This window comes from Corynebacterium sp. (assembly GCF_012838985.1).
Taxonomy (GTDB): Bacteria; Actinomycetota; Actinomycetes; order Mycobacteriales; family Mycobacteriaceae; genus Corynebacterium.
In genome coordinates, this window is record NZ_DUOE01000067.1 from 21,773 (window position 1) to 41,871 (window position 20,099).

Annotated in this window: 18 protein-coding genes; 3 read left to right on the forward strand and 15 right to left on the reverse strand. The window is 69.1% G+C overall.

Features of this window, described 5'->3' with window-relative positions:
* Nucleotides 1-37: 37 nt before the first annotated feature.
* The 10 genes from pdxY to GXZ33_RS04025 all read right to left on the reverse strand — a co-directional run bounded on the left by pdxY (nt 38) and on the right by GXZ33_RS04025 (nt 10,536).
* Nucleotides 38-889: a pyridoxal kinase PdxY gene (gene pdxY, locus GXZ33_RS03980; RefSeq protein WP_291339550.1), complete on the reverse strand. Its 852-nt coding sequence runs from the start codon at nt 887-889 to the stop codon at nt 38-40.
* A 36-nt stretch (nt 890-925) separates the two neighbouring features.
* Nucleotides 926-2,254: a hemolysin family protein gene (locus GXZ33_RS03985; protein ID WP_291339552.1), complete on the reverse strand. Its 1,329-nt coding sequence runs from the start codon at nt 2,252-2,254 to the stop codon at nt 926-928.
* A complete protein-coding gene (gene ybeY, locus GXZ33_RS03990; protein ID WP_291339553.1) occupies nt 2,254-2,868 on the reverse strand; it encodes an rRNA maturation RNase YbeY in 615 nt (204 codons plus the stop codon). Before ybeY ends, GXZ33_RS03985 begins: the two co-directional genes overlap by 1 nt.
* Entirely contained in the window at nt 2,865-3,833 is a 969-nt protein-coding gene (locus tag GXZ33_RS03995; protein ID WP_291339555.1) for a PhoH family protein, read from the reverse strand. The genes ybeY and GXZ33_RS03995 overlap by 4 nt, the downstream gene beginning before the upstream one ends.
* Nucleotides 3,834-3,876: 43 nt before the next feature.
* Complete coding sequence (locus GXZ33_RS04000) at nt 3,877-4,599, reverse strand: 16S rRNA (uracil(1498)-N(3))-methyltransferase (protein WP_040086376.1); 723 nt, start codon at nt 4,597-4,599, stop codon at nt 3,877-3,879.
* Nucleotides 4,596-5,735, reverse strand: a complete 1,140-nt coding sequence (dnaJ, locus tag GXZ33_RS04005; RefSeq protein WP_040086378.1) for a molecular chaperone DnaJ — start codon at nt 5,733-5,735, stop codon at nt 4,596-4,598. Before dnaJ ends, GXZ33_RS04000 begins: the two co-directional genes overlap by 4 nt.
* Nucleotides 5,736-5,779: 44 nt before the next feature.
* Complete coding sequence (gene hrcA, locus GXZ33_RS04010; RefSeq protein WP_291339579.1) at nt 5,780-6,787, reverse strand: heat-inducible transcriptional repressor HrcA; 1,008 nt, start codon at nt 6,785-6,787, stop codon at nt 5,780-5,782.
* Nucleotides 6,788-6,857: 70 nt separating this feature from the next.
* Nucleotides 6,858-7,970: a radical SAM family heme chaperone HemW gene (gene hemW, locus GXZ33_RS04015; protein ID WP_291339560.1), complete on the reverse strand. Its 1,113-nt coding sequence runs from the start codon at nt 7,968-7,970 to the stop codon at nt 6,858-6,860.
* 10 nt (nt 7,971-7,980) lie between these two features.
* Nucleotides 7,981-8,625, reverse strand: a complete 645-nt coding sequence (locus GXZ33_RS04020; protein ID WP_291339561.1) for a hypothetical protein — start codon at nt 8,623-8,625, stop codon at nt 7,981-7,983.
* 81 nt (nt 8,626-8,706) lie between these two features.
* Nucleotides 8,707-10,536 carry a long-chain fatty acid--CoA ligase gene (locus tag GXZ33_RS04025; RefSeq protein WP_291339562.1) on the reverse strand — a complete coding sequence of 610 codons (1,830 nt, stop codon included), beginning with the start codon at nt 10,534-10,536 and terminating at the stop codon, nt 8,707-8,709.
* Between the two features lie 128 nt (nt 10,537-10,664).
* On the opposite strand from GXZ33_RS04025, the gene malQ reads away from it, so the two are divergent.
* On the forward strand, nt 10,665-12,800 hold the full coding sequence (malQ, locus tag GXZ33_RS04030) for a 4-alpha-glucanotransferase (RefSeq protein ID WP_291339563.1): 2,136 nt from the start codon (nt 10,665-10,667) through the stop codon (nt 12,798-12,800).
* Here malQ and GXZ33_RS04035 read toward each other — a convergent pair.
* The 3 genes from GXZ33_RS04035 to GXZ33_RS04045 are packed head-to-tail and all read right to left on the reverse strand — an operon-like array spanning nt 12,797 to nt 15,166.
* Nucleotides 12,797-12,937 (reverse strand): hypothetical protein, encoded by a 141-nt coding sequence (locus tag GXZ33_RS04035; RefSeq protein ID WP_040086395.1) that lies wholly within the window; start codon nt 12,935-12,937, stop codon nt 12,797-12,799. The genes malQ and GXZ33_RS04035 overlap by 4 nt on opposite strands.
* A 20-nt stretch (nt 12,938-12,957) precedes the next feature.
* Nucleotides 12,958-13,131 carry a hypothetical protein gene (locus tag GXZ33_RS04040; RefSeq protein ID WP_291339566.1) on the reverse strand — a complete coding sequence of 58 codons (174 nt, stop codon included), beginning with the start codon at nt 13,129-13,131 and terminating at the stop codon, nt 12,958-12,960.
* Nucleotides 13,132-13,153: 22 nt separating this feature from the next.
* Nucleotides 13,154-15,166: a M3 family metallopeptidase gene (locus GXZ33_RS04045; protein WP_291339568.1), complete on the reverse strand. Its 2,013-nt coding sequence runs from the start codon at nt 15,164-15,166 to the stop codon at nt 13,154-13,156.
* Between the two features lie 28 nt (nt 15,167-15,194).
* Here GXZ33_RS04045 and GXZ33_RS04050 point away from each other — a divergent pair, with 28 nt between their 5' ends.
* Nucleotides 15,195-16,484, forward strand: a complete 1,290-nt coding sequence (locus tag GXZ33_RS04050) for a carboxylesterase family protein (protein WP_291339570.1) — start codon at nt 15,195-15,197, stop codon at nt 16,482-16,484.
* A gap of 16 nt (nt 16,485-16,500) precedes the next feature.
* Nucleotides 16,501-17,697: a hypothetical protein gene (locus GXZ33_RS04055; RefSeq protein WP_291339572.1), complete on the forward strand. Its 1,197-nt coding sequence runs from the start codon at nt 16,501-16,503 to the stop codon at nt 17,695-17,697.
* Between the two features lies 1 nt (nt 17,698).
* Here GXZ33_RS04055 and idi read toward each other — a convergent pair whose 3' ends face one another.
* Both idi and GXZ33_RS04065 read right to left on the reverse strand, forming a co-directional pair.
* Entirely contained in the window at nt 17,699-18,262 is a 564-nt protein-coding gene (gene idi, locus GXZ33_RS04060) for an isopentenyl-diphosphate Delta-isomerase (protein ID WP_291339574.1), read from the reverse strand.
* A gap of 32 nt (nt 18,263-18,294) precedes the next feature.
* Nucleotides 18,295-20,099 (reverse strand): hypothetical protein (locus tag GXZ33_RS04065; RefSeq protein WP_291339576.1); only part of this gene is annotated, 1,805 nt, incomplete at its 5' end.

Consider the following 20,099-nt stretch of genomic DNA (forward strand, 5'->3'; position numbering starts at 1 on the left):
GGGGACTCCTTGGTCCTGGGGAATGATGGTGTTCAGATTACCTGACCTGCGTGACCTCGAACTGCATCCGCGGATTCGCGTAGGCGTCCTGGGACTCGATGAGCAGCAGCTCGCGGGAATCGGCCCGGTAGGTGTTCTCGACGAGGTCGAAGACGGAGGAGGCCGTCTTCGCCAGGGCGTCGGCGGCGTCCCCGGTGGAGACGTAGTGGCCGGTGAACAGCGCGGCGGTGACGTCACCGGAGCCGTTGCGCTTGAAGGGCAGGTACGGGGTCTGGACGAGCCAGGCCCCGGAGTCGTTGACCGCCAGCATCTCGATGGTGTTCTCCGGGCGGTCCGGGCGCTCCACCGAGGTGACCAGCACGGTCGACGGACCCATCTCCCGCGCGGCGTCCACCGCCTCGAGGGTGGACTCCAGGCAGCTGGCCTCCCGGCCGGTGAGATAGCCCAGCTCGAACTGGTTCGGGGTGATGATGTCGGCCACCGGGACCACCCGGTCACGCAGCAGCGGCGGGATGAGGTCGGAGACGTGGCAGCCCGACTTCGCGTTGCCCATCACCGGGTCACAGGCGTAGACGGCCTGCGGGTTGGCGGCCTTGACCTTCGCCACGGCGTCGATGATGACGTCCGCGATCTCCGCACCACCCTGGTAACCGGAGAGCACCGCGTCGACCTCCCCGAGGACACCGCGTTCCTCGATGCCCGTGATGATCTCCGCCACCTCGGAGGCCGGGATCATCGGACCCCGCCACGCCCCGTAACCGGTGTGGTTGGAGAAGTTGACGGTGTAGACCGGCCACACCTCATGCCCCAGACGCTGGAGCGGGAAGACGGCGGCGGAGTTGCCGACGTGGCCGTACGCCACGGAGGACTGGATCGAGAGGATGTTCACGCCCGTCATTGTGCTCCCCCACGGGGGGAAAAACAATCAGCCGGCGTCGTCTTCCTCCACCGGGCGTTCCAGCACCTCGACGACGACCGACCGGACACGTATCCGGCCCCGGCGGTCGCGGCCGCCCTCGGCGGTCAGGCGCAGCCCGCAGGTCTCCACCGTGGCGTCCGGCAGGGGCACGCGCCCCAGCTCATAACCGATGAGACCGGCGACGGATTCGACCTGGTCCTCGATCTCCTCGGTGAACTCGATGTCGATGTCGTGGTCGTCGTGGATCTCGTCGGCGAGGTCCTCCAGCGACAGACGCGAGACCGCCCGGTAGGTGCGCGGCCCGATCTTCTCGATCGGCGCGACCTCCGCGACGTCGTACTCGTCGGCGATCTCACCGACGATCTCCTCGAGGATGTCCTCCATGGTGATCAGGCCGGCGATGCCGCCGTACTCGTCGACGAGCATGGCCATGTGGATCTTGTCGCGCTGCATCTCATGGAGCAGCTCATCGAGGTTCTTCGAGTCGGGGACGAAGGTCGGCGGGCGCATGACCTCGGTGACCGCGACGGACGCGCCGCCGTCGGTGAGGTGGTACGTGTGACGCACCAGGTCCTTGATGTAGACGATGCCGAGGATGTCGTCGATGTTCTCACCGACGACGGGCACCCGCGAGTGGCCCGAACGCACGCACAGGGTGGTCGCCTGGCCGGCGTGCTTGCCCTCCTCGATCCAGATCATCTCGGTGCGCGGCACCATGACCTGACGGGCGGTGGTCGACGCGAGGTCGAACACCGACTGGATCATGCGGCGCTCCTCGAGCTCCACGATGCCGTGCTCCAGGGCGATGTCGACCATCTCCCGGAGCTCCACCCCGGCGGCGTACGGGCCGTCCCGGAAACCGCTGCCCGGGGCGATGAGGTTGCCCACCCAGATGAGCACCCGTGCCACCGGGCCGAGGACGAACGCCGTGCCCTGCAGCACCATCGCGGAACGCAGGGAGATGGAGTACGGGTTCTTGCGGCCCATGGTGCGGGCGAAGACACCGACCACGGCGTAGGTGAACAGGGCGACCACCACGATGGCGATCGTGATGGCCCACCCGTCCGAGGCGATGAGCTCCCTCGCGAGGGCGGCGGCGAAGACGGCGGCGGTGGCGTCGAGAAGCGTCTTGAGCAGGATGAGCAGGTTGATGTTGTCCGCGCGGTGCTCGACGACCTTGAGCAGCGACCGTGCGCCACCGACCTCGTCCTTGACCATGCCCTCGACGCGGGCACGGGAGATGGAGCTGACGGCGGACTCGACGGTGCCGACCAGGCCCGCCAGAGCCAACGCCAGCAGCGTCACTCCACCGAACCAGATGACATCCGTGTCCATCAGGCCTCACCGGCGGGTTCGCCGATGGCCGGGATGCCTCCCCCGGGGACGATCTCGTCGAGGGCCTCGCGGTCCGCGGCGGAGGGGAAGGCCTGCGCGCCGGTCGGCTTCGGCTGGTACTCGACGCCGCGGCGGGCCACGTCGTCGTACCAGTCGGCGAGCAGCTCGTTCTGCAGGGCGAACATCTCCTGCTCCTCGGCCGGGGTGGCGTGGTCGTAGCCCAGCAGGTGCAGGCAGCCGTGCACGGTGAGCAGGGCCAGCTCGTGGTCGAGGCCGTGGCCGGCGGCGGTCGCCTGCTTCGCGGCGAACTCGGGGCACAGCACGATGTCACCGAGCAGCGCCGGGCCGGGGTGCTTCGAGTCGGGGCGGCCGCCGAGGGCGGTGCCGGAACCCGGGGTGAGCTCGTCCATGGGGAAGGTCATCACGTCGGTGGGGCCGTCCAGGTCGAGCCAGCGCACGTGGAGGTCCGTGATCGTCTTCAGGTCGACGATGTGGATGGACGCCTCCGCATCGGGGTGGATGTCCATCTCGCCGAGGGCGAAGGAGGCGACGTCGATGAGCATCTCCTCGTTGACGCCCGCGTACCCGGATTCGTTGAAGACCTCGATGCTCATGACTGCACTTTCTCCTCGTAGGTGTCGTAGGCGTCGACGATGCGGCCGACGAGTGAGTGACGGACGACGTCCCTGCTCGACAGCTCCGAGAAGTGGATGCCCTCCACCCCGCGGAGGATGTGGCGGACCAGACGCAGGCCCGACTTCTGGCCGGTCGGCAGGTCCACCTGTGTGATGTCCCCGGTGACGATCATCTTGGACCCGAAGCCCAGGCGGGTGAGGAACATCTTCATCTGCGCGGGCGTCGTGTTCTGGGCCTCGTCGAGGATGACGAAGGCGTCGTTGAGGGTGCGGCCACGCATGTACGCCAGCGGGGCGACCTCGATGACACCGGCCTCGATGAGCTTGGGGATCATCTCCGGGTCGAGCATGTCACGCAGCGCGTCGTAGAGCGGACGCAGGTAGGGGTCGATCTTGTCGCTCAGGGTGCCCGGCAGGAAGCCGAGCTTCTCCCCGGCCTCGACGGCGGGGCGGGTGAGGATGATGCGGGTGACCTGCTTCGACTGCAGCGCCTGCACGGCCTTCGCCACCGCCAGGTAGGTCTTGCCGGAGCCGGCGGGGCCGACGCCGAAGACGATGGTGTGCTCGTCGATCGCGTCAACGTACTCCTTCTGCCCCAGGGTCTTGGGGCGGACGGTCTTGCCGCGGCGGGAGACGATGTCGCTGGCCAGGACCTCGGCGACGGACTGCGGGGCCTCGACGGTGACGATCGACACCGCGTGCTTCACCGAGTCCGGGGAGATGACGTGCCCGCGGCGGGCGATCGACTCCAGCTCCTCGAGCACCTTCACCGCGCGGGCGACCTCATGGTCCGGTCCGGTGACGGTGACGAGGTGTCCGCGGGCGTGGAAGTCCGCGTCGATCTGGTTGTCGAGGACCCGCAGGTTCCCGTCGTTGATGCCGAGCACCGACTGGGCGTACGCCGAATCGAGCTCGACCTTCCTCGTGATGACCTCTGCTGCCACGGAGTACGGCGCCTGCTTTCTTCTCGAAACGTTTAGGGGAACTCTACCAGCGGCCCGTGAGCACTCCGATGGCCGACAGGGCCACCATCGACGCACTCGCCGTGCGCAGTACCTCGGGGCCCAGTTTCACGGCCCGCGCCCCCGCGTCGGTGAGCTTCGCCAGCTCCTCCGGGCCGATGCCGCCCTCGGGTCCGACGATGAGCACGAGCTCATCGACGTCGAGGTCGATCTCCCGCAGCGGGGTCGCCGACTCCTCGTGGAGGACCAGCGCGGGACGCCCGGCGATGAGCTCGGCCAGCTGCGCCGTGGTCACCGGCTCCCGGACCGTCGGGATGCGGGTCCGGCGCGACTGCTTCGCCGCCGCCAGCGCCGCCGCCTCCCACTTGGCCACACCCTTGGCGGCCTTCGGTCCGACCCACTTAGCGACGCAGCGCTCCGCCTGCCACGGCACGATCTCATCGGCCCCGGCCTGCGTCGCCAGGTCGACGGCCAGCTCGGAGCGGTCCGCCTTGGGCAGGGCCTGCACGACGGTCACCGCCGGACGCGGCTGCGTGTCGACGCCCACCTCCTCCACCTCCCCCGTCAGCTCCTCCCTGCCACGGGTGGCGGTGACGGTGACGGTGGCGTGGGTCCCGCGGCCGTCGACGAGCATGATCTGCTCGCCGGGCTGGATCCTCTTGACGGTGACCGCGTGCCGCCCCTCCGGGCCGGCCAGAGTGACCGTCCCCTCGAAGGGGCCGGGGTGGACGAAGACGGGCAGACTCATCGGTTACGGAACTTGCTCTTCAGCCGGGAGAAGAAGCCGCCGTCATCCTCGCCCTCGCGGTTGACGCGGGAGGACTCGTTGCGGTGCGCGCGGATCTGCTCGAGGAGCTCGCGGGTGCGGTCGTCGAGCTCGGTGGGGATGAACACCTGGACGTGGGCGTAGAGGTCGCCGCGCCCCTCGGTGCGCAGGTGCGGCATGCCCTCGCCGACGAGGTGGATCTGATCGGAGGGCTGGGTGCCGGCCGGGATGTCGATGATGAGGTCCTCGCCCTTGAGGTCCTCGAGGGTGACCTGCGCCCCCAGGGCGGCGTCGACGGCCGGGACGCGGACGGTGACGTGCAGGTTGTCCCCCTCCCGGTGGAACACCGGGTGCGGACGGGTGGAGACCTCCACGTAGAGGTCACCGGCCGGGCCACCACCGTGGCCGACCTCGCCCTGCCCCGCCATGCGGATGCGCATGCCGTTGCTGATGCCGGCCGGGACGTTGACCACCAGGTCACGGCGCTTCTTCACGCGACCACCACCGGAGCAGCGGGTGCAGGGGTCCTGGATGATCTCGCCGTAGCCGTCACACGCCGGGCAGGGACGCGAGGTCATGATGTTGCCCAGGAAGGAACGCTGCATCTCCTGCACCTCACCCTGACCGTGGCACTGGCCACAGGTGACGGGCTTCGACCGGGACTCCGAACCGGAGCCCGCGCAGTGGTCGCACACCACGGCGGTGTCGACGGTGATGTCCTTCTTCACACCCGCGAAAGCCTCCTCGAGGGTGATCGAGGCCCGCAGCAGGGCGTCATTACCCGGCTGGACACGGGACCGCGGACCACGGGCCCCGCCCGCGCCGCCACCGAAGAAGGCCTCGAAGATGTCACCGAAGCCGCCACCCCCGCCGAAGCCGCCCGGCATGCCGCCGTTGCCCTGCTCCATCGGGTCGCCGCCCATGTCGACGATCCGCCGCTTCTCGGGGTCGGTGAGCACCTCATGCGCCACCGACGCCTCACGGAACTTCTCCGCCGCCTCCTCCGAGGGGTTCACGTCCGGGTGGTACTTGCGGGCGAGCCGGCGGTAGGCCTTCTTGATCTCCGCGTCGGTCGCCGACTTCTCGACACCCAGAATTCCGTAATAATCACGAGCCACGATGAGATTAGTTCCTTCTTGACTGTTGGATAACCGAATAGATACTACTCGCCGGCCAGAACACGGCTGACATACCGTGCAACGGCCGACACCTTCGAGATTGTTCCCGGGTAGTCCATGAACGTCGGACCGACCACCCCGAGCCCGCCGAGGGCGTGCCCGTCGGAGCCGTAGGCCGTCGCGACGATCGAGGCGTCGTGCAGGTCCTCGTCCTCGTTCTCCTCACCGATGAGCACGCTGACGTTGCCCAGGTCCGGCACGTTCGTGAGCAGCTTGAGCACCGTCACCTGCTCCTCCAGCGCCTCGATGACGCCCGGCAGTCCGAGCGTGAGGTTGGAGGCTCCGGCCAGGATGAGCCGGTCGGTGGGCTGCTCCACCAGGGTCTCGATGAGGCGCGTCGCCGACCGCGTCAGGGCGTGACTGATCCGGGCCGGCGGGTTCTCCGCCAGCTCCTCCAGGCTCGTCGAGCCCTCCGTGAGGGTCCGGTCCACGAGCGCCCCGTTGAGCAGGTCACGCAGGAGGATGACACCCTCCGCGTCGATGGCCTCCTCGAGTTCGACGTTGCGCTGGTCGACCCGCCCGGTGTCGGTGATGAGCACCAGCAGCAGGCGCGTCGGGCCGAGCGCCACCACCTCGACGTGCTTCACGCGGGAGACCTTGAGGTTGGGCAGCTGGATCACCGCGGCCTGGCGGGTGAGCTGCGCCAGGAGAGTGACGGAGCGGCGGAGGACGTCCTCGAGGTCGACGCCGTCCTCGAGGAAGGTCAGGATCGCCCGCCGCTCGGCCGCGGACAGCGGCTTGAGGTCGTGGATGTGGTCCACGAACTGGCGGTAGCCCTTCTCCGTGGGGATGCGCCCGGAGCTGGCGTGCTGCTGCACGATGAACCCCTCGGACTCGAGCACCGCCATGTCGTTGCGGATCGTCGCACTCGACACCTGGAGCCGGTGCCGCTCCAGCAGGGCTTTCGACCCCACGGGCTCCTGGGAGGCGATGTAGTCGGCCACGATGGCACGCAGCACCTCCTGCCGACGCCTGTCCGTCGAACTCGCCATCTGGCACTCACCTCCCTTGATTGCCAGCATTCTAACCCCAATCCCCGGCCGCGCGGAAGGCACGGGAGGTTCAGGCCTCCTCGGCGACCAGAATGTCCGTGATGATGCCGTCGGCGAGGAGCCGCCCCGCGTCGGTCAGCGCGATGCGGTCGCCGCGGTGCTGCAGCAGTCCACCCGCCACATGCTTCTCGACGACCCCGTGCCCCGCCTCCTCGATCCACGCGAGGGGGATGCCCTCGCGCAGGCGCAGGCCGAGCATGATCTTCTCGGTGTGACGGTCGGCGGCGGTGAGGATCTCCTCCCCCGCGACGGGCAGTTCGCCACCGGCCAGCATCGCCGCGTAGCGGGCGGGGTGCTTGACGTTGTGGAAGCGGCGGTCGCCCAGGTGCGAGTGGGCGCCCGGGCCGGCACCCCACCAGTCGCCGTCGCGCCAGTAGATCCCGTTGTGGCGGCATTCGCCACCCGGCTTCGCCCAGTTGGACACCTCGTACCAGTCGAAGCCGGCGTCCTCGAGGCGGGCGGCGATCATCTCGTAGCGGTGGGCGTAGACGTCCTCGTCGGGGGCGGGGAGTTCGCCGCGGCGGACCTTGCGGGCCATGGCGGTGCCCTCCTCCACGATGAGGGAGTAGGCGGAGACGTGGTCGACGTCCGCGGAGAGCACCGCGTCGAGGGTGGCGCGGACGTCGTCGTCCGTCTCGGTGGGGGTGCCGTAGATCATGTCGAGGTTGACGTGCTCGAAGCCGGCGGCCCGGGCCTCCCTGGCGGCCGCCACCGCGCGACCCGGGGTGTGGGTGCGGTCCAGCACGCGCAGGACCCCCGGGGCGGCGGACTGCATGCCGAGGGAGATGCGGGTGAAGCCGGCGTCGAGAAGCGCGGAGAAGAACCCGGGTGACGTGGACTCCGGGTTGGACTCCGTGGTGATCTCCGCGTCGGGCGCGAGGCCGAAGTTGTCGCGCACGAGGGAGAGGATCCGCGTGAGGCCCTCCGCGCCGAGGAGGGAGGGCGTGCCGCCCCCGATGAAGACGGTGTCGGCGGGCGGTCCGGAGGCGAGCTCCAGCTCGCGGGCCAGGGAGTCGAGGTAGGCGACGGGCGCCATGTCGAGCTCACCCGGGGTGTAGGTGTTGAAGTCGCAGTACCCGCAGCGGGTCGTGCAGAAGGGGACGTGGATGTAAACGCCGAACATTCAGCCCAGGTTAGCTGGCGGCGCCCCGGCGGGCACGTTTGGCGGCGACACGGGCGACGATGGCGTCGATGCGTGCCCGCTCCGCGAGGAACTCCGGCGGATTGTCCCCGCGCATGGAGCGCGTGTACCCCGGGTAGGCGTGGGCGACGGTCTCCAGCCAGCCCTCCACCACGGTGGTCACGTGCGTGCCGACGCGCGCGAACAGGTGCGGCAGGCTCACGGCGTCGAGGTTGCCCGCGACCATGTCGGTCTGTGCCAGCACCCACTCGACGATCTCCCCGAGGTGCTCGACGACCAGCGCGGTGCGCCCGTCGAGTTCGGTGAAGGTGAAGAGTTCCTCGAGCGAGGCTGCGTCGAGAAGCTCGGGCTCGACGAGCCGTGAGGACGGCGACGCCGACGCGGAGAGCACCCCGGCACGCACCCCGGAGATGAGTGCCTGGCGCAGGCCGAGGAGTTCGCCGATGATGTGGCGCGAGTCGCGGCGCGCATCAGCGAGGATCTCATCGAACTCCGCGAGGCAGTCGACGGTGAGTTCGGCGTCCCAGTCGCGGATGGCCTCGAGGAGATGCTCGATGTACTCGACGACCTCGTCGCCGATGTTGTAGATCTCCTGGGTGAGCTCGCGGTGGCGCAGCTCGGCGGCGATCTTCTGCATCGTAGGCTGCCCCCTGTCTTTTTCCTGGATCGAGGCTGACTCTATGACAGTTCCGTCCCAGAGTCGGTGTGACTCGCCGGACTACCTCTTGTAGAGGTGCCGGATGGCGTCTGCGTACCGCTGGGCGACGATGTTGCGCTTCACCTTCATCGTCGGGGTGAGTTCATTCTCCTCCTCCGTGAGGTCCCGGTCCAGGATGTAGAACTTACGGATACCCTCCGCCTGCGAGACCGTGGAGTTGACGGTGTTCACCGCATCCTGGATCTCGGCGCGCAGGGACGGGTCCATCGCCAGGTCCGCGACGGACTTGTCCTCCGGGATGTTGCGGTTGAGCTTCCAGCGGGTGAGTGCCTCCTCGTCGAGGGTGACGAGCAGACCGATGAAGGGCTTGCCGTCGCCGACGACCATCGCCTGGGAGATGAGCGGGTGGGCGCGCAGGGAGTCCTCCATCGGGCCGGGCGAGACGTTCTTGCCGCCGGCGGTGACGATGAGGTCCTTCTTGCGGCCGGTGATGACCAGGTGGCCGGTCTCCAGCAGCTCGCCGAGGTCACCGGTGTTGTACCAGCCGTCCTCCATGGACTCCGCGGTGGCCTCGTCGTTGTTCCAGTAGCCGTCGAAGAGGATGGGGCCCTTGATGAGGATCTCGCCCTCGTCGTTGACCCGGATGCTCACCCCGCCGAGCGGACGCCCGACGGTGCCGATCTTCTGGTCCTCGAAGTCGACGGCCGCGGCGGCCGCGGTCTCGGTCAGGCCGTAGCCCTCGTAGACGGTGACGCCGAGGCCACGGAAGAAGTGCAGCAGGTCGTGGCTCATCGCGGATCCACCGGTGATGCAGTACTTCACCGAGTCGCCGATCGCGGCGCGGATCTTGGAGTAGACGAGCCTGTCGAACAGGGCCCGCTTGGCCGACAGCGTCCGCGACGGCCCCTCCGGGGTGTCCAGGGCGCGGGAGTAGGCGATGGCGGTCTTCTCGGCGCGGGCGAAGATGGCCGCCTTCGCCGGTCCCCCGTCCGCCGCGTTGGCCGCCGCGGAGTTGCGCACCTTCTCGAACACGCGCGGCACACCGAGGATCATGTTCGGGCGGGAGCGCGCGAACTCGACGGAGAGGGTGGAGAAGTCGGACCAGTGGTTCTGGGTGGCGCCGCCGATGACCACGGCCAGCGACACCGCGCGGGAGAGCACGTGCGCCAGCGGCAGGAAGGTGAGCACGCGGGTGCCGGGGACGGCGATCGCGCCGATCGGGTGGCTGAGCACGCCGCGGACCTCGGCCAGCCAGTTGCGGTGGGTGAGGCGGCAGCCCTTCGGCTGCCCCGTGGTGCCCGAGGTGTAGACGATGGAGGCCAGGCCGTCGGTGTCGGTGCGGGCGATGCGGGCGTCGATCTCCTCGGCGTCGATCTCCCGGCCCTCGAACTTGAGGGTGGCGATCGCGGAGGAGTTGATCTCCAGGACGCGACGCAGCTGCGAGGGCGAGCCCTGCAGGCGCGGGGTGCCGTCCTCGGTGAGGACGAGGTGGGAGATGAGCTCGGTGTGGTCACGGGTCTCGGAGATGGCGAGCACCGCGCCGGAGTCCTCGATGATCCACTGCATCTGCGAGAGGGAGGAGGACGGGTAGACGGGCACGCTCACGGCGCCGGCCGCCCAGATGGCGAAGTCGAGGAGGGACCACTCGTAGCGGGTGTCTGAGATGAGCGCCACCCGGTCCCCCGGCTGCACACCGGAGGCCACCAGGCCCTTGGCCACCTCGTAGACCTCGGCGACGAACTCCGCGGAGGTGACGTTGACCCACTCGAAGTTGGCGGGGCGCGTGAACATCACACCGTGCGGGTAACGGCGCGCCGTGTCGAGCATGGCGGTGAGGCAGGTTTCGCCGGGGGCGATGTCGTAGTCGGCGGGGGTGTGGAACTCCTGCACGGGGTGAGTCCTCTCGCATCGGGATACATGACGGTTTCCTCATAACGCTACCCCTGTCACGGCGCCGGAGGGCGGCCACACCCCGCAGGTTCCAGCGGAACGACCACCGAGATGGCAGGATGTGCGGTGTGACTAACCAGGACGTGCTGAGAGAACTTGCGGACGCCCACGGCGTCGCCACGCGCTACACCGCCAGTGACGGGGAGGAGATCACCGTCACCGACGACACGCTGCTCAAGACGCTGCGTGCCCTCGGTGTGGCGCTTTCCGACGCCCCCGACGGCGCTGAACTGCGCGCCGCCCTCGACGCCCACCGCACCGCGGAGGCGATCCGTCCGCTGCCGCCGTGCGTCGTCGCCGTCGCCGGTGACGCCCGGACCTTCAACGTGCACGTCCACGACGGCGCGCCGGCCGACGTCCAGATCATCCTCGAGGACGGCTCCGTGCGCCCCGTCCACCAGGAGGAGAACTGGAACCCGCCGGTCACCGTCGACGGCCAGCCCTGGGGTGAGGCTACCTTCCGCATCCCGGGTGATCTGCCGCTGGGATGGCACCGCATCACGCTGGAGTCGAACGAGGCCCGCCACGAGTGCGCCCTCATCATCACCCCGGCCCGGCTGTCCACCACGGACCGCTACGTCGAGGAGCCGGTCACCGGTGTCATGGCGCAGATGTACTCGGTGCGTTCCGAGAAGTCCTGGGGCCTCGGTGACTTCCACGACATGGGTCAGCTGGCGGAGGTGCTGGCGCAGGAGGCCGGCGCCGACTTCCTGCTGGTCAACCCGATGCACGCCGCGGAGCCCTTCCCGCCGGCGGAGGATTCGCCCTACCTGCCGACGACCCGTCGCTTCATCAACCCGATCTACCTGCGCATCGAGGACATCCCCGAGGTGGAGCAGCTGGACGAGGAGACCCGCGCGGACCTGGAGGAGCTCGCCGCCGAGCTGCGTGAGATGAACCGCTCCGACGAGATCATCGAGCGCAACCCCGTCTACCAGGCCAAGCTGGACGTGCTGCACGAGATGCACAACCGCGGCCGCACCCCGGAGCGGGAGGCCGCCTTCCGCGCCTACGTCGAGCGCGAGGGCCAGGGTCTGGTCGACTTCGCCTCCTGGTGCGCCCGTCGGGAGTACGAGCAGATTCACGCGCAGCGGGCACACGGCATCGAGCCGGGCATGGACGAGGTCGTCGACTTCTACATGTGGCTGCAGTTCCTCTGCGACGAGCAGCTCGCCGCCGCCCAGGCCCGCGCGAAGGCCGCCGGCATGAAGATCGGCATCATGGCCGACCTCGCCGTCGGCGTGCACCCGGGTGGCGCCGACGCCCACAACCTCGCCCCCTGGCTGGCACCGGACGTCTCGGTGGGTGCCCCGCCGGACGGCTACAACCAGCAGGGCCAGGACTGGTCCCAGCCGCCGTGGCACCCGGTGAAGCTGGCGGAGTCCGGCTACCGCCCGTGGCGCAACCTGCTGTCGACGGTGCTGCGCCACTCGGGCGGCATCCGCGTCGACCACGTACTGGGGCTGTTCCGTCTCTTCGTCATGCCGCGCATGCAGCCGCCGACGACGGGCACCTACGTGTACTTCGACCATGAGGCACTCGTCGGCATCCTGGCGCTCGAGGCCGAGCGTGCCGGCGCCGTCGTCGTGGGCGAGGACCTGGGCACCTTCGAGCCGTGGGTGCAGGACGTCCTGGCGGCCAAGGGTGTCATGGGCACCTCGATCCTGTGGTTCGAGGGCTCCCCCACCGTCGAGGGCCCGCGCCTGCAGCACGAGTACCGTCAGCTGGCGCTGAGCTCGGTGACCACGCACGATCTGCCGCCGACCGCCGGTTACCTGGCCGGCGAGCACATCGAGCTGCGTGAGCGTCTGGGGCTGTTCACCACCGACGCCGCCGAGGAGGACGCCGTCGACCTGGAGTGGCAGGGCGAGGTGCTCGACCGCATCCGGGAGACCGGCTGCTTCGACGGCACCCCCCTGGCGGACACCGAGTTCGAGGGGCTGGCCCGCGACGAGCGCGGCAGCACCGGCGACCTCATGGTCGGCATCCACCGTTTCATCGCCGGCACCCCGTCGGCGCTGAGCTGCATCTCACTGGTGGACATGGTCGGTGACATCCGGGCGCAGAATCAGCCCGGCACCACCAAGGACCAGTACCCCAACTGGTGCATCCCCCTGTGCGACGCCGACGGCACCCCGGTCCTCATCGAGGACCTCGCCGACGTCGCGCTGTTCCACCGCATCGCGGAGGCCAGCGAACGCTAGATCATGCTGATGAGCCAGGCGATGACCACGATCGCGAGGAGGACCCACAGCGACTGGGTCACCCGCGACTGCGGGTACTTGCGCCTGGCCTTCGGCAGCTTCTGATCCTCTTTACGCAGTTCCTCGGGGTTGGCCATGATTCTCCTTTGAGTGAATGTCAGTGGTCGCCGACGGAGGCCCGCCAGGCACGTTCGGCCGCCAGGGAGACAGTGTCGACGATCCGCACCAGCGCCACCGCCGCGACGGTGGCCAGCGGAACAGCGACGACCATCACCAGCGGGATCTGCAGCCACAACGGGGCACTGAGCAGAAACTGGGTGACGGCGTCCATGTCGGATCAATGTACCCCAGGTCTAGCCGAGTTCCACCCCGGCCAGCCCACGACGGTGCAGCAGCGGGGTGACGTCCTTGTCGCGGCCACGCAGGCGTCGGAAAGCATCGGTGTAGTCCAGTGATGCGCCGCGGGAGAGGATGTGCTCGCGGAACCGCTCGCCGGCCGCCCGGCGGTCCTCCTCCCCACGGAACCAGTCGAAGCCGTCGGCGTCGAGGGCCTCCGCCCACAGGTAGGAGTAGTAGCCCGCGGAGTAGCCGCCGCCGAAGATGTGGTTGAAGTAGGTGGAGCGGTAGCGCGGTGCCAGCTCATCGACCACGAGCCCGGCCTCCTCCAGGGCCTTCTCCTCGAAGTCGCTTATCGACGTCACCTTGCCCGCCTCCTCCTCCGTCAGGGAGTGCCACGCCAGGTCGATGATGGCGGCGGCGAGGTACTCGGAGGTGGCGAAGCCCTGGCCGAACTGGCGGGCGGCGACCACGGCGTCGAGAAGCTCCCGGGGGATGACCTCGCCGGTGTCGACGTGGCGGGCGTAGTTGCGGACGATGTCCGGCTCGAAGGCCCAGTTCTCGTTGATCTGGGAGGGGAACTCGACCCAGTCGCGGGGGACGTTGGTGCCGGCGAGGGTCGGGTAGCGCACGTCGGAGAGCAGCCCGTGGAGGGCGTGGCCGAACTCGTGGAAGAGGGTGGTGACCTGGTCGATCGTCAGCAGCGGCTCGGAGCCGTCCACCGGGTGGGTGATGCCCATGACGTTGACCACCACCGGGCGGCGGTCCAGCAGGCCGGACTGGCGCACGAAAGAGCTCATCCAGGCGCCGCCCCGCTTGGAGGGGCGGGCACGGTAGTCGGTGAGCAGCAGGCCGAGGCCCGCGCCGTCGTGGTCGAGGACCTCCCACACGTCGACGCCCTCGGCGTAGCCGTGGAGGTCCTCGCGCGGGACGACGGTGATGCCGTAGAGCTGGTTCGCGGAGTGGAAGACACCGTCGACGAGCACCTGGCGCAGCGGGAAGTAGGCGGAGAGCTCGTCCTCGTCGAGGGCGAAGTCACGCTCCCGGACCTTGGCCTGCCAGTAGGGCCAGTCGGCAGCCCCGAGATCGGTGTCCGCGAGTTCCCCGGCCAGCTTGCGCTCGGCGTCGGCGTTGGCCGCGGCGGCGGGAGCCAGGTCGAAGAGCAGGCGGCGGGCGGCATCGGCGGTGCCGGCGGTCTCCTCGGCGATGACGTAGTCGGCGTGGGTGCCGTAGCCCAGCAGGCGGGCCCGCTCGGCGCGCAGACGCACCTGCTCGAGGAGGTTCTCCCGGTTGGACTCGAGGCCCCGGCGCTGGGAGGCCTCGTAGAGGCGGGCGCGGGACTCCGGCCTGTCCAGCACCAGCTGGTCCGACTGGACGGTGGGCAGCTCGATGGGGATGAGCCAGCCCTCCTGTCCGGCCTCCTCGGCGGCGGCCCGCGCGGAGGCGATGCGGGACTCGCTGAGTCCCTCGAGGTCGGCGGCGTCGTCGAAGAGCACCGCCAGGTCGCGGGTGTCGGCCAGCAGCTGGCGGCCGAAGGACTCCGACAGGGTGCTCAGGCGCTGGTTGATTTCTGCGAGGCGGGCCTTGCCGGCGGCGTCCAGGCCCGCGCCGCGGCGGGTGAAGCGGCGGACGAGGAGGTCGTGGAGGCGGGCGGACTCGGGGTCGGCGGGCACGGGGGCGGCGAGAAGCCGCTGGTAGAGGCCCTCATCCTGGTAGATGGCGTCGGAGTGGGCGGACAGGCGCGGGACGATCTGCGCGATGGCGGCGTCCATCTCGTCGTCCGAGTCGGTGCCCTGCAGGTTGAACAGCCAGGCGGTGACACGGTCGAGCAGCGCGCCGGAGGTCTCCAGTGCCTCGACGGTGTTCTCCCAGGTCGGCTCAGCCGGGTCGGCGACGATCGCGGCGATCTCGGCGGCGTGCTCCTCCAGGGCGGTGTCGAAGGCCTCGACGGCGTGCTCGAGGCGGATGGCCCGGAAGTCGGGGAGCTCGTAGGGCAGGGTGGACGGGGAGGTCAACGGGTTGGAGGTCATGTCTGCCGATGCTAGTACCGTGGGCTCCATGACCGACCATGACCGTGTGACCGTGACCTGCCCCGCCGGTGAGATCACGGGTCTCAGCGACGGGGAGATCACCCGTTTCCACTCGATCCCCTACTCCGTCATCCCCGGCCCCTTCGAGGATGCGCAGCGTGTCGGGCGGCAGCAGACCATCGACGCCACCAGGTACCGCCCCGACACCATCGCCCTGTCGATCGTCACGCCGACCGGGGCGCGGGAGCTGAGCGACCTGCCGGTGGTCGTCTACATCCACGGCGGGCGCTTCGAGAACGGCACCCACGGCGACCGCCGGGCCGACGGTGCCCCCAACGCCCGCGACGGCATCATCACCGTCCACGTCGGCTACCGCACGAAGCTGCCCGGCTTTGCCCGCTTCCACGACGATGAGCCCGACCGCTTCCGCGGCATCGACGACTGCCAGCTCGGCCTCGAGTGGGTGCAGCGCAACATCGAGTCCTTCGGCGGTGACCCCACCAACGTCACCCTCGTGGGCCAGTCCGCCGGCGCCACGGTCGCGCTGTGGCTGGCCCGGCGCGACCACTTCCGCGGTGCTTTCCGACGTCTCATCGCCATGTCCCCCTGTTTCCCCCGGGAGAGCTTCGAGAAGAGGAAGGGGTCCCTGCGGGCGGCCCTCGGACGCCCGGTGACCCGGGACTCCCTGACACGGCTGGCCGCGGAGAAGCCCGCCCTCCTGAAGAAGGCCTACGACCGTTTCCGCACCATCCACGGTCTGGACATGGCGCTCGGCCCCACGGGCTTCGACGGCGCCGAACTCTCCGACATGCCCATGCTCCTCACCTGCACCCGCGACGAGCACTACGCGATGCCCGCCGGCCGGAAGATCGACGCCCGTGGCTGGGGGCCGTCCTTCGTGCGGCTGCTCGCCCGGCGGATGGGCGTGCGTGGTTCCGTGGCCCGGTACCTGCAGACGGCCCGGGAATTAGATTCATCCCGCGTCATGGGGAGACTCATCGGTGACGCCGCCAACCGCCGCTGGGTCTCCCAGGCCGGTGATGAGGTCCCCGGCCCGGTGTGGGTGGCGGAGTTCGTCGAGAAGGACGGACCTGCCCTGCACTGCGCGGAGATCTCCCCCATGTTCGGTCTGGGCGGTGGGGAATCGGCGCAGGTGCGTCAGCTCTTCGTCGACTTCGTCCACGGGAAGGATCCCGGGTGGCCCGAGTACGACCACGCCACCGGGCGCCTTGTGTCCACATTTGAGTTAACGGCGGATAGCGTAAGTTTGGCTGGTGATCCCCTGAGAATGGTTCGGGAAGCATTCTCTCCTCACTGATGGAAGGAAAGGGCCGATGGGTGAAACCTTTGACAGGCGGTACTCAGAGCCGTGGATTCTCCATGAGTCCCTGCCGTCCCCTGAAGAGCTGACCACGGTCGTCGAATCCGAGGTGTCCGGCGCCGTCCACACCCTGATGACCTCAGGGCAGCCCGGGGACGATTCGCTCCACCAGTTCGTTCTCCACCCGGAGGGCCACGAACTCCAGCTCAACGAACTCGCCACGGAGTTCTGCCGGAACATCCACAGAGGTGTCCCCTTCGGGCTCGGCACCTTCCACGGCCGACTGCCGAAGGAGGTCGTCTCCACCCGGGTCGTCAACGAACCGTACAAGATCAACCTGTTCTGTGCCGACGAGGAGGGCGTCGACAAGTTCGTCTTCACCCTCTACCGACATGTCTGGCCGGGCATCCCCAACGAGGTCCAGCTGCTGTCGACGCTCACCGCCGCCCACTCCCCCGGACTCATCGGCCACCTGCAGATCGAACTCAACGGGCAGGTCTACGTCCTCGGCATCGCCCGCCGCGTGCCCACCGGCATCAACGCCTTCGAGTACTCGAAAATGGGCGCCGCCGCGCATGTGTTCTCCCACTCCCAGGGACTCACCCTGGGAGGGACGCTGCGTTTCCTCCACGACTCCATGCTCATGGCCTTCCCCTACGAATGGGTGCCCGCCGCCACGCTGGTGGAGGAGCTGGAGAAACGCCTCGACCGCTTCCTGCAGCGCGCCCCTGCCCTGGCGGAGTTCGAACCCTGGGTCCGTGAGTGGTACCGCAGCCTGCGCGGCAAGGTGCTGTGCCAGCGTCTCCACGGGAACATGTCATTCCACCGGATCTGGCTGGAGGACAACCAGTCCTGGTTCATCGGCGGCTGGGAGGGCGATCTGCGTCAGCCGCCCGAGGAACGCATCATCTACGGCTCCCCGCTGTACGACCTCGCGACGCTGCAACGCTCCCTCTTCTGGGCGTGCGAGGGCAACAAACCGTGGTGCATCAAGACGATGGCGGCCATCTTCGAGGGCTACGGCGACCCCATGATGTCACGCCTGTTCAGCGCCTACGTCCTGGACCGGGCGTGCGAGGAGCTCGCCGACCACTCCGAAGCCCCCGAGGGCCAGCCGGAGCTCCCGCTCACGTTCTTCTCGTGGTTCCGGGAGATGGCCCTGCCGACCCGCGACACGATGCAGCCCTCGCAGTTCCACCGCGAGGCGTGACTCAGGGCCGGCGCTGCGTGATGGCGTCGCGCAGCCGCTGGTCGGACAGTTCCTCCACCAGCCACGGGCTGAACGCGAACGGGGTGGCGTCCACGGCGGCGATGACCGCCTCCGGCTCGGCCCAGTCCAGCGAGTCGATCTCGTCCGGACGCGGGTCCGGCTCCTCGCCCTCCTTGAGCCGGGCGACGAACACCGGGCAGAACTCATTCTCGACGATGCCGCTCGAGTCCACCGCCCGGTAACGGAAGTCCGGCAGCACCGGCGTGATCTGCCCGACCGCGCCCGGCGCGAAACCGAGTTCCTCGATGCTGCGGCGCACCACAGCCTCCTCGTTGCTCTCCCCCGGTCCCGGGTGGCCGCAGAAGCTGTTGGTCCACACCCCCGGCCAGGTCTTCTTGGACAGTGCCCGGCGGGTCATCAGCAGACGGCCGTCGGAGTCGAGCAGATAGCAGGAGAAGGCGAAGTGCAACGGGGTATCCCCGGTGTGGATGGTGGCCTTCGGCGCAGTACCGGTGGGCTTCCCGTGCTCGTCGGCCAGAACCACCAGTTCAACGTCGTTAGTCATGCCACCACCCTACCCAGGTCTGTTTTCCCGGGTCAGCTGCGGGCCCACGCTCCGATCACACCGGGCACGACCGCCGGCCGCTCACCCAGGATCGCGGCGACATTGCCCTCCTCCTCGACAGCGGACGTCACCGCCCGCACCTTGGACGCCTTCGACTGCTGCTGCCCCGCCATCGGCGCACCCATCATGGGCATCATGCCGCGGCCCGTCGTGGTTCCGGTGCTTCTCGACGCCGCCCCCGTTCCACCACCGACCCCCGCCGCCACGGGGGTTCCGGGAGTTGCGGGGGTTCCGGGGGCGAGGCGCGGGATCATCCCGGAGCCAGGCAAGGTGGAAGTGGGGCGCACACCGCTCACCGGCGCGACTCCCGCCCCGCCGAAAGCGGGCCGCCCGGTGGCGATTCCTCCTCCGGCACGACCCGGCTGCAGGGAGCCGACCGGGCCCATCGGTCCGGGCACGGCACCCGGGGTGGCCCCGCCCGGGAACAGCGGGGTCCGGCTGCCGGTACCCGCCGCGGTGGTGGTCGCCTGGCCGAGGCTGCCTGCCACACCCGGTGTCAGAGGGGCACCATGGGACGGCAGGGACAGTGACGTCCCCTGCGGCAACGCTCCCCCGAATACCGGTCGTGCACCGCCTGTGCCGGATGCGCCCACGCGAGGCAGCGGTGCCCCGATCACACCGGTGGAACCGACACCTGCGGTCGCGCCGGGCAGGACGGTTCCTGCGGCACCCTGGGCGCCGAGAGTCGGCGGCGTAGACAACGTGCCCGCTGACGCCGCGGTGGTGCCGACATCCGCGCCACTCACCAGTGCCTCCAGCTCAGGGAGGTTGCCGCCGACAGCGGCCAACCCCTCCATCCCGGCCTGCACGGTGCCGAACTCACCCGCCCCGATGGCACGCTGCAGCGAGGTCAGCGACTCAAGCGGGGCGCCCGGCGCCCGCAGACCCGTCGCGTCATGCTTGGAACCGGTGCCCTCGACAGTGCCACCACCGAGCGCGATCTCCCCGCCACCATCCGGCGCCGGATCCATCACCATGAGGTTGCGGATCGGCGGGATACCGGTCGCCACGGTCGGCGTGTAACTCGCGGGGAAGGACGCCAGGAAGGAGCTCTCCGCCGCCTGCCGTGCCACCGGATCGGGGATCGCCGCGATCGCCGCCATCGCCAGATTCACCGTGACGGCACCTTGCTGCTTGATGAATGACAATTTCTCCACAGACGACCCCATCACCTGCGAGTTCATGGCGAAGGTCTCACCGGCACGCGCAACCTCGGAGACCCGGGAGATGGCGGCCTCGATGACGTCACCCCGGTTACGGGAACCCAGATCAGACGCCACCGCCTGCAGCTGTGCCGCAATGTCAGCGACGTCGGCGGACATCTGGTGCCACATCCGTGCCGCCACAACACTGTCCTGGATCCTCGTCGAGGAGAAGTCCGCTGACAGCTGGCTCATGGACGTCGCGGGGAGCACCACCGGCGGAGTGAAGGTGAAGTTCTCGAAACGGGGACGCGGCCGCGTCGGGAAGCTCACCCCGTCCTGGCCGATCGCACCTCCCTCATCCGCGATGTCCATGCCCCGCGCGACGAACGCGTTCTGGCCCGTCAGCGCCTCATAGCTGGCCGCCAGCGCACCACTGAGCCAGGACACCTGCTCCGCGTAGGACTGCAGCACGGTGATCGCTGACCCGGCCCCGCCGTTGATGACGCCGCCGTGATTTCCTCCGAGCTGATCGAGGCCCGAGACCCCCGAGAAGCTGGCGTTCAATGAGTTCTGGGCTGCCTGGTCTGCGGTTGCGACAGCCTTTTGGCCGATGGACTTGAGCTCTGACACTC

Coding starts and splice junctions, on each gene's coding strand:
- GXZ33_RS03985 (WP_291339552.1), bottom strand. CDS start 2,254: ATGGACACGGATGTCATCTGGTTCGGTGGAGTGACGCTGCTGGCGTTG.
- ybeY (WP_291339553.1), bottom strand. CDS start 2,868: ATGAGCATCGAGGTCTTCAACGAATCCGGGTACGCGGGCGTCAACGAG.
- GXZ33_RS04000 (WP_040086376.1), bottom strand. CDS start 4,599: ATGAGTCTGCCCGTCTTCGTCCACCCCGGCCCCTTCGAGGGGACGGTC.
- hrcA (WP_291339579.1), bottom strand. CDS start 6,787: ATGGCGAGTTCGACGGACAGGCGTCGGCAGGAGGTGCTGCGTGCCATC.
- hemW (WP_291339560.1), bottom strand. CDS start 7,970: ATGTTCGGCGTTTACATCCACGTCCCCTTCTGCACGACCCGCTGCGGG.
- GXZ33_RS04020 (WP_291339561.1), bottom strand. CDS start 8,625: ATGCAGAAGATCGCCGCCGAGCTGCGCCACCGCGAGCTCACCCAGGAG.
- GXZ33_RS04035 (WP_040086395.1), bottom strand. CDS start 12,937: ATGGCCAACCCCGAGGAACTGCGTAAAGAGGATCAGAAGCTGCCGAAG.
- GXZ33_RS04040 (WP_291339566.1), bottom strand. CDS start 13,131: ATGGACGCCGTCACCCAGTTTCTGCTCAGTGCCCCGTTGTGGCTGCAG.
- GXZ33_RS04045 (WP_291339568.1), bottom strand. CDS start 15,166: ATGACCTCCAACCCGTTGACCTCCCCGTCCACCCTGCCCTACGAGCTC.
- GXZ33_RS04050 (WP_291339570.1), top strand. CDS start 15,195: ATGACCGACCATGACCGTGTGACCGTGACCTGCCCCGCCGGTGAGATC.
- GXZ33_RS04055 (WP_291339572.1), top strand. CDS start 16,501: ATGGGTGAAACCTTTGACAGGCGGTACTCAGAGCCGTGGATTCTCCAT.
- idi (WP_291339574.1), bottom strand. CDS start 18,262: ATGACTAACGACGTTGAACTGGTGGTTCTGGCCGACGAGCACGGGAAG.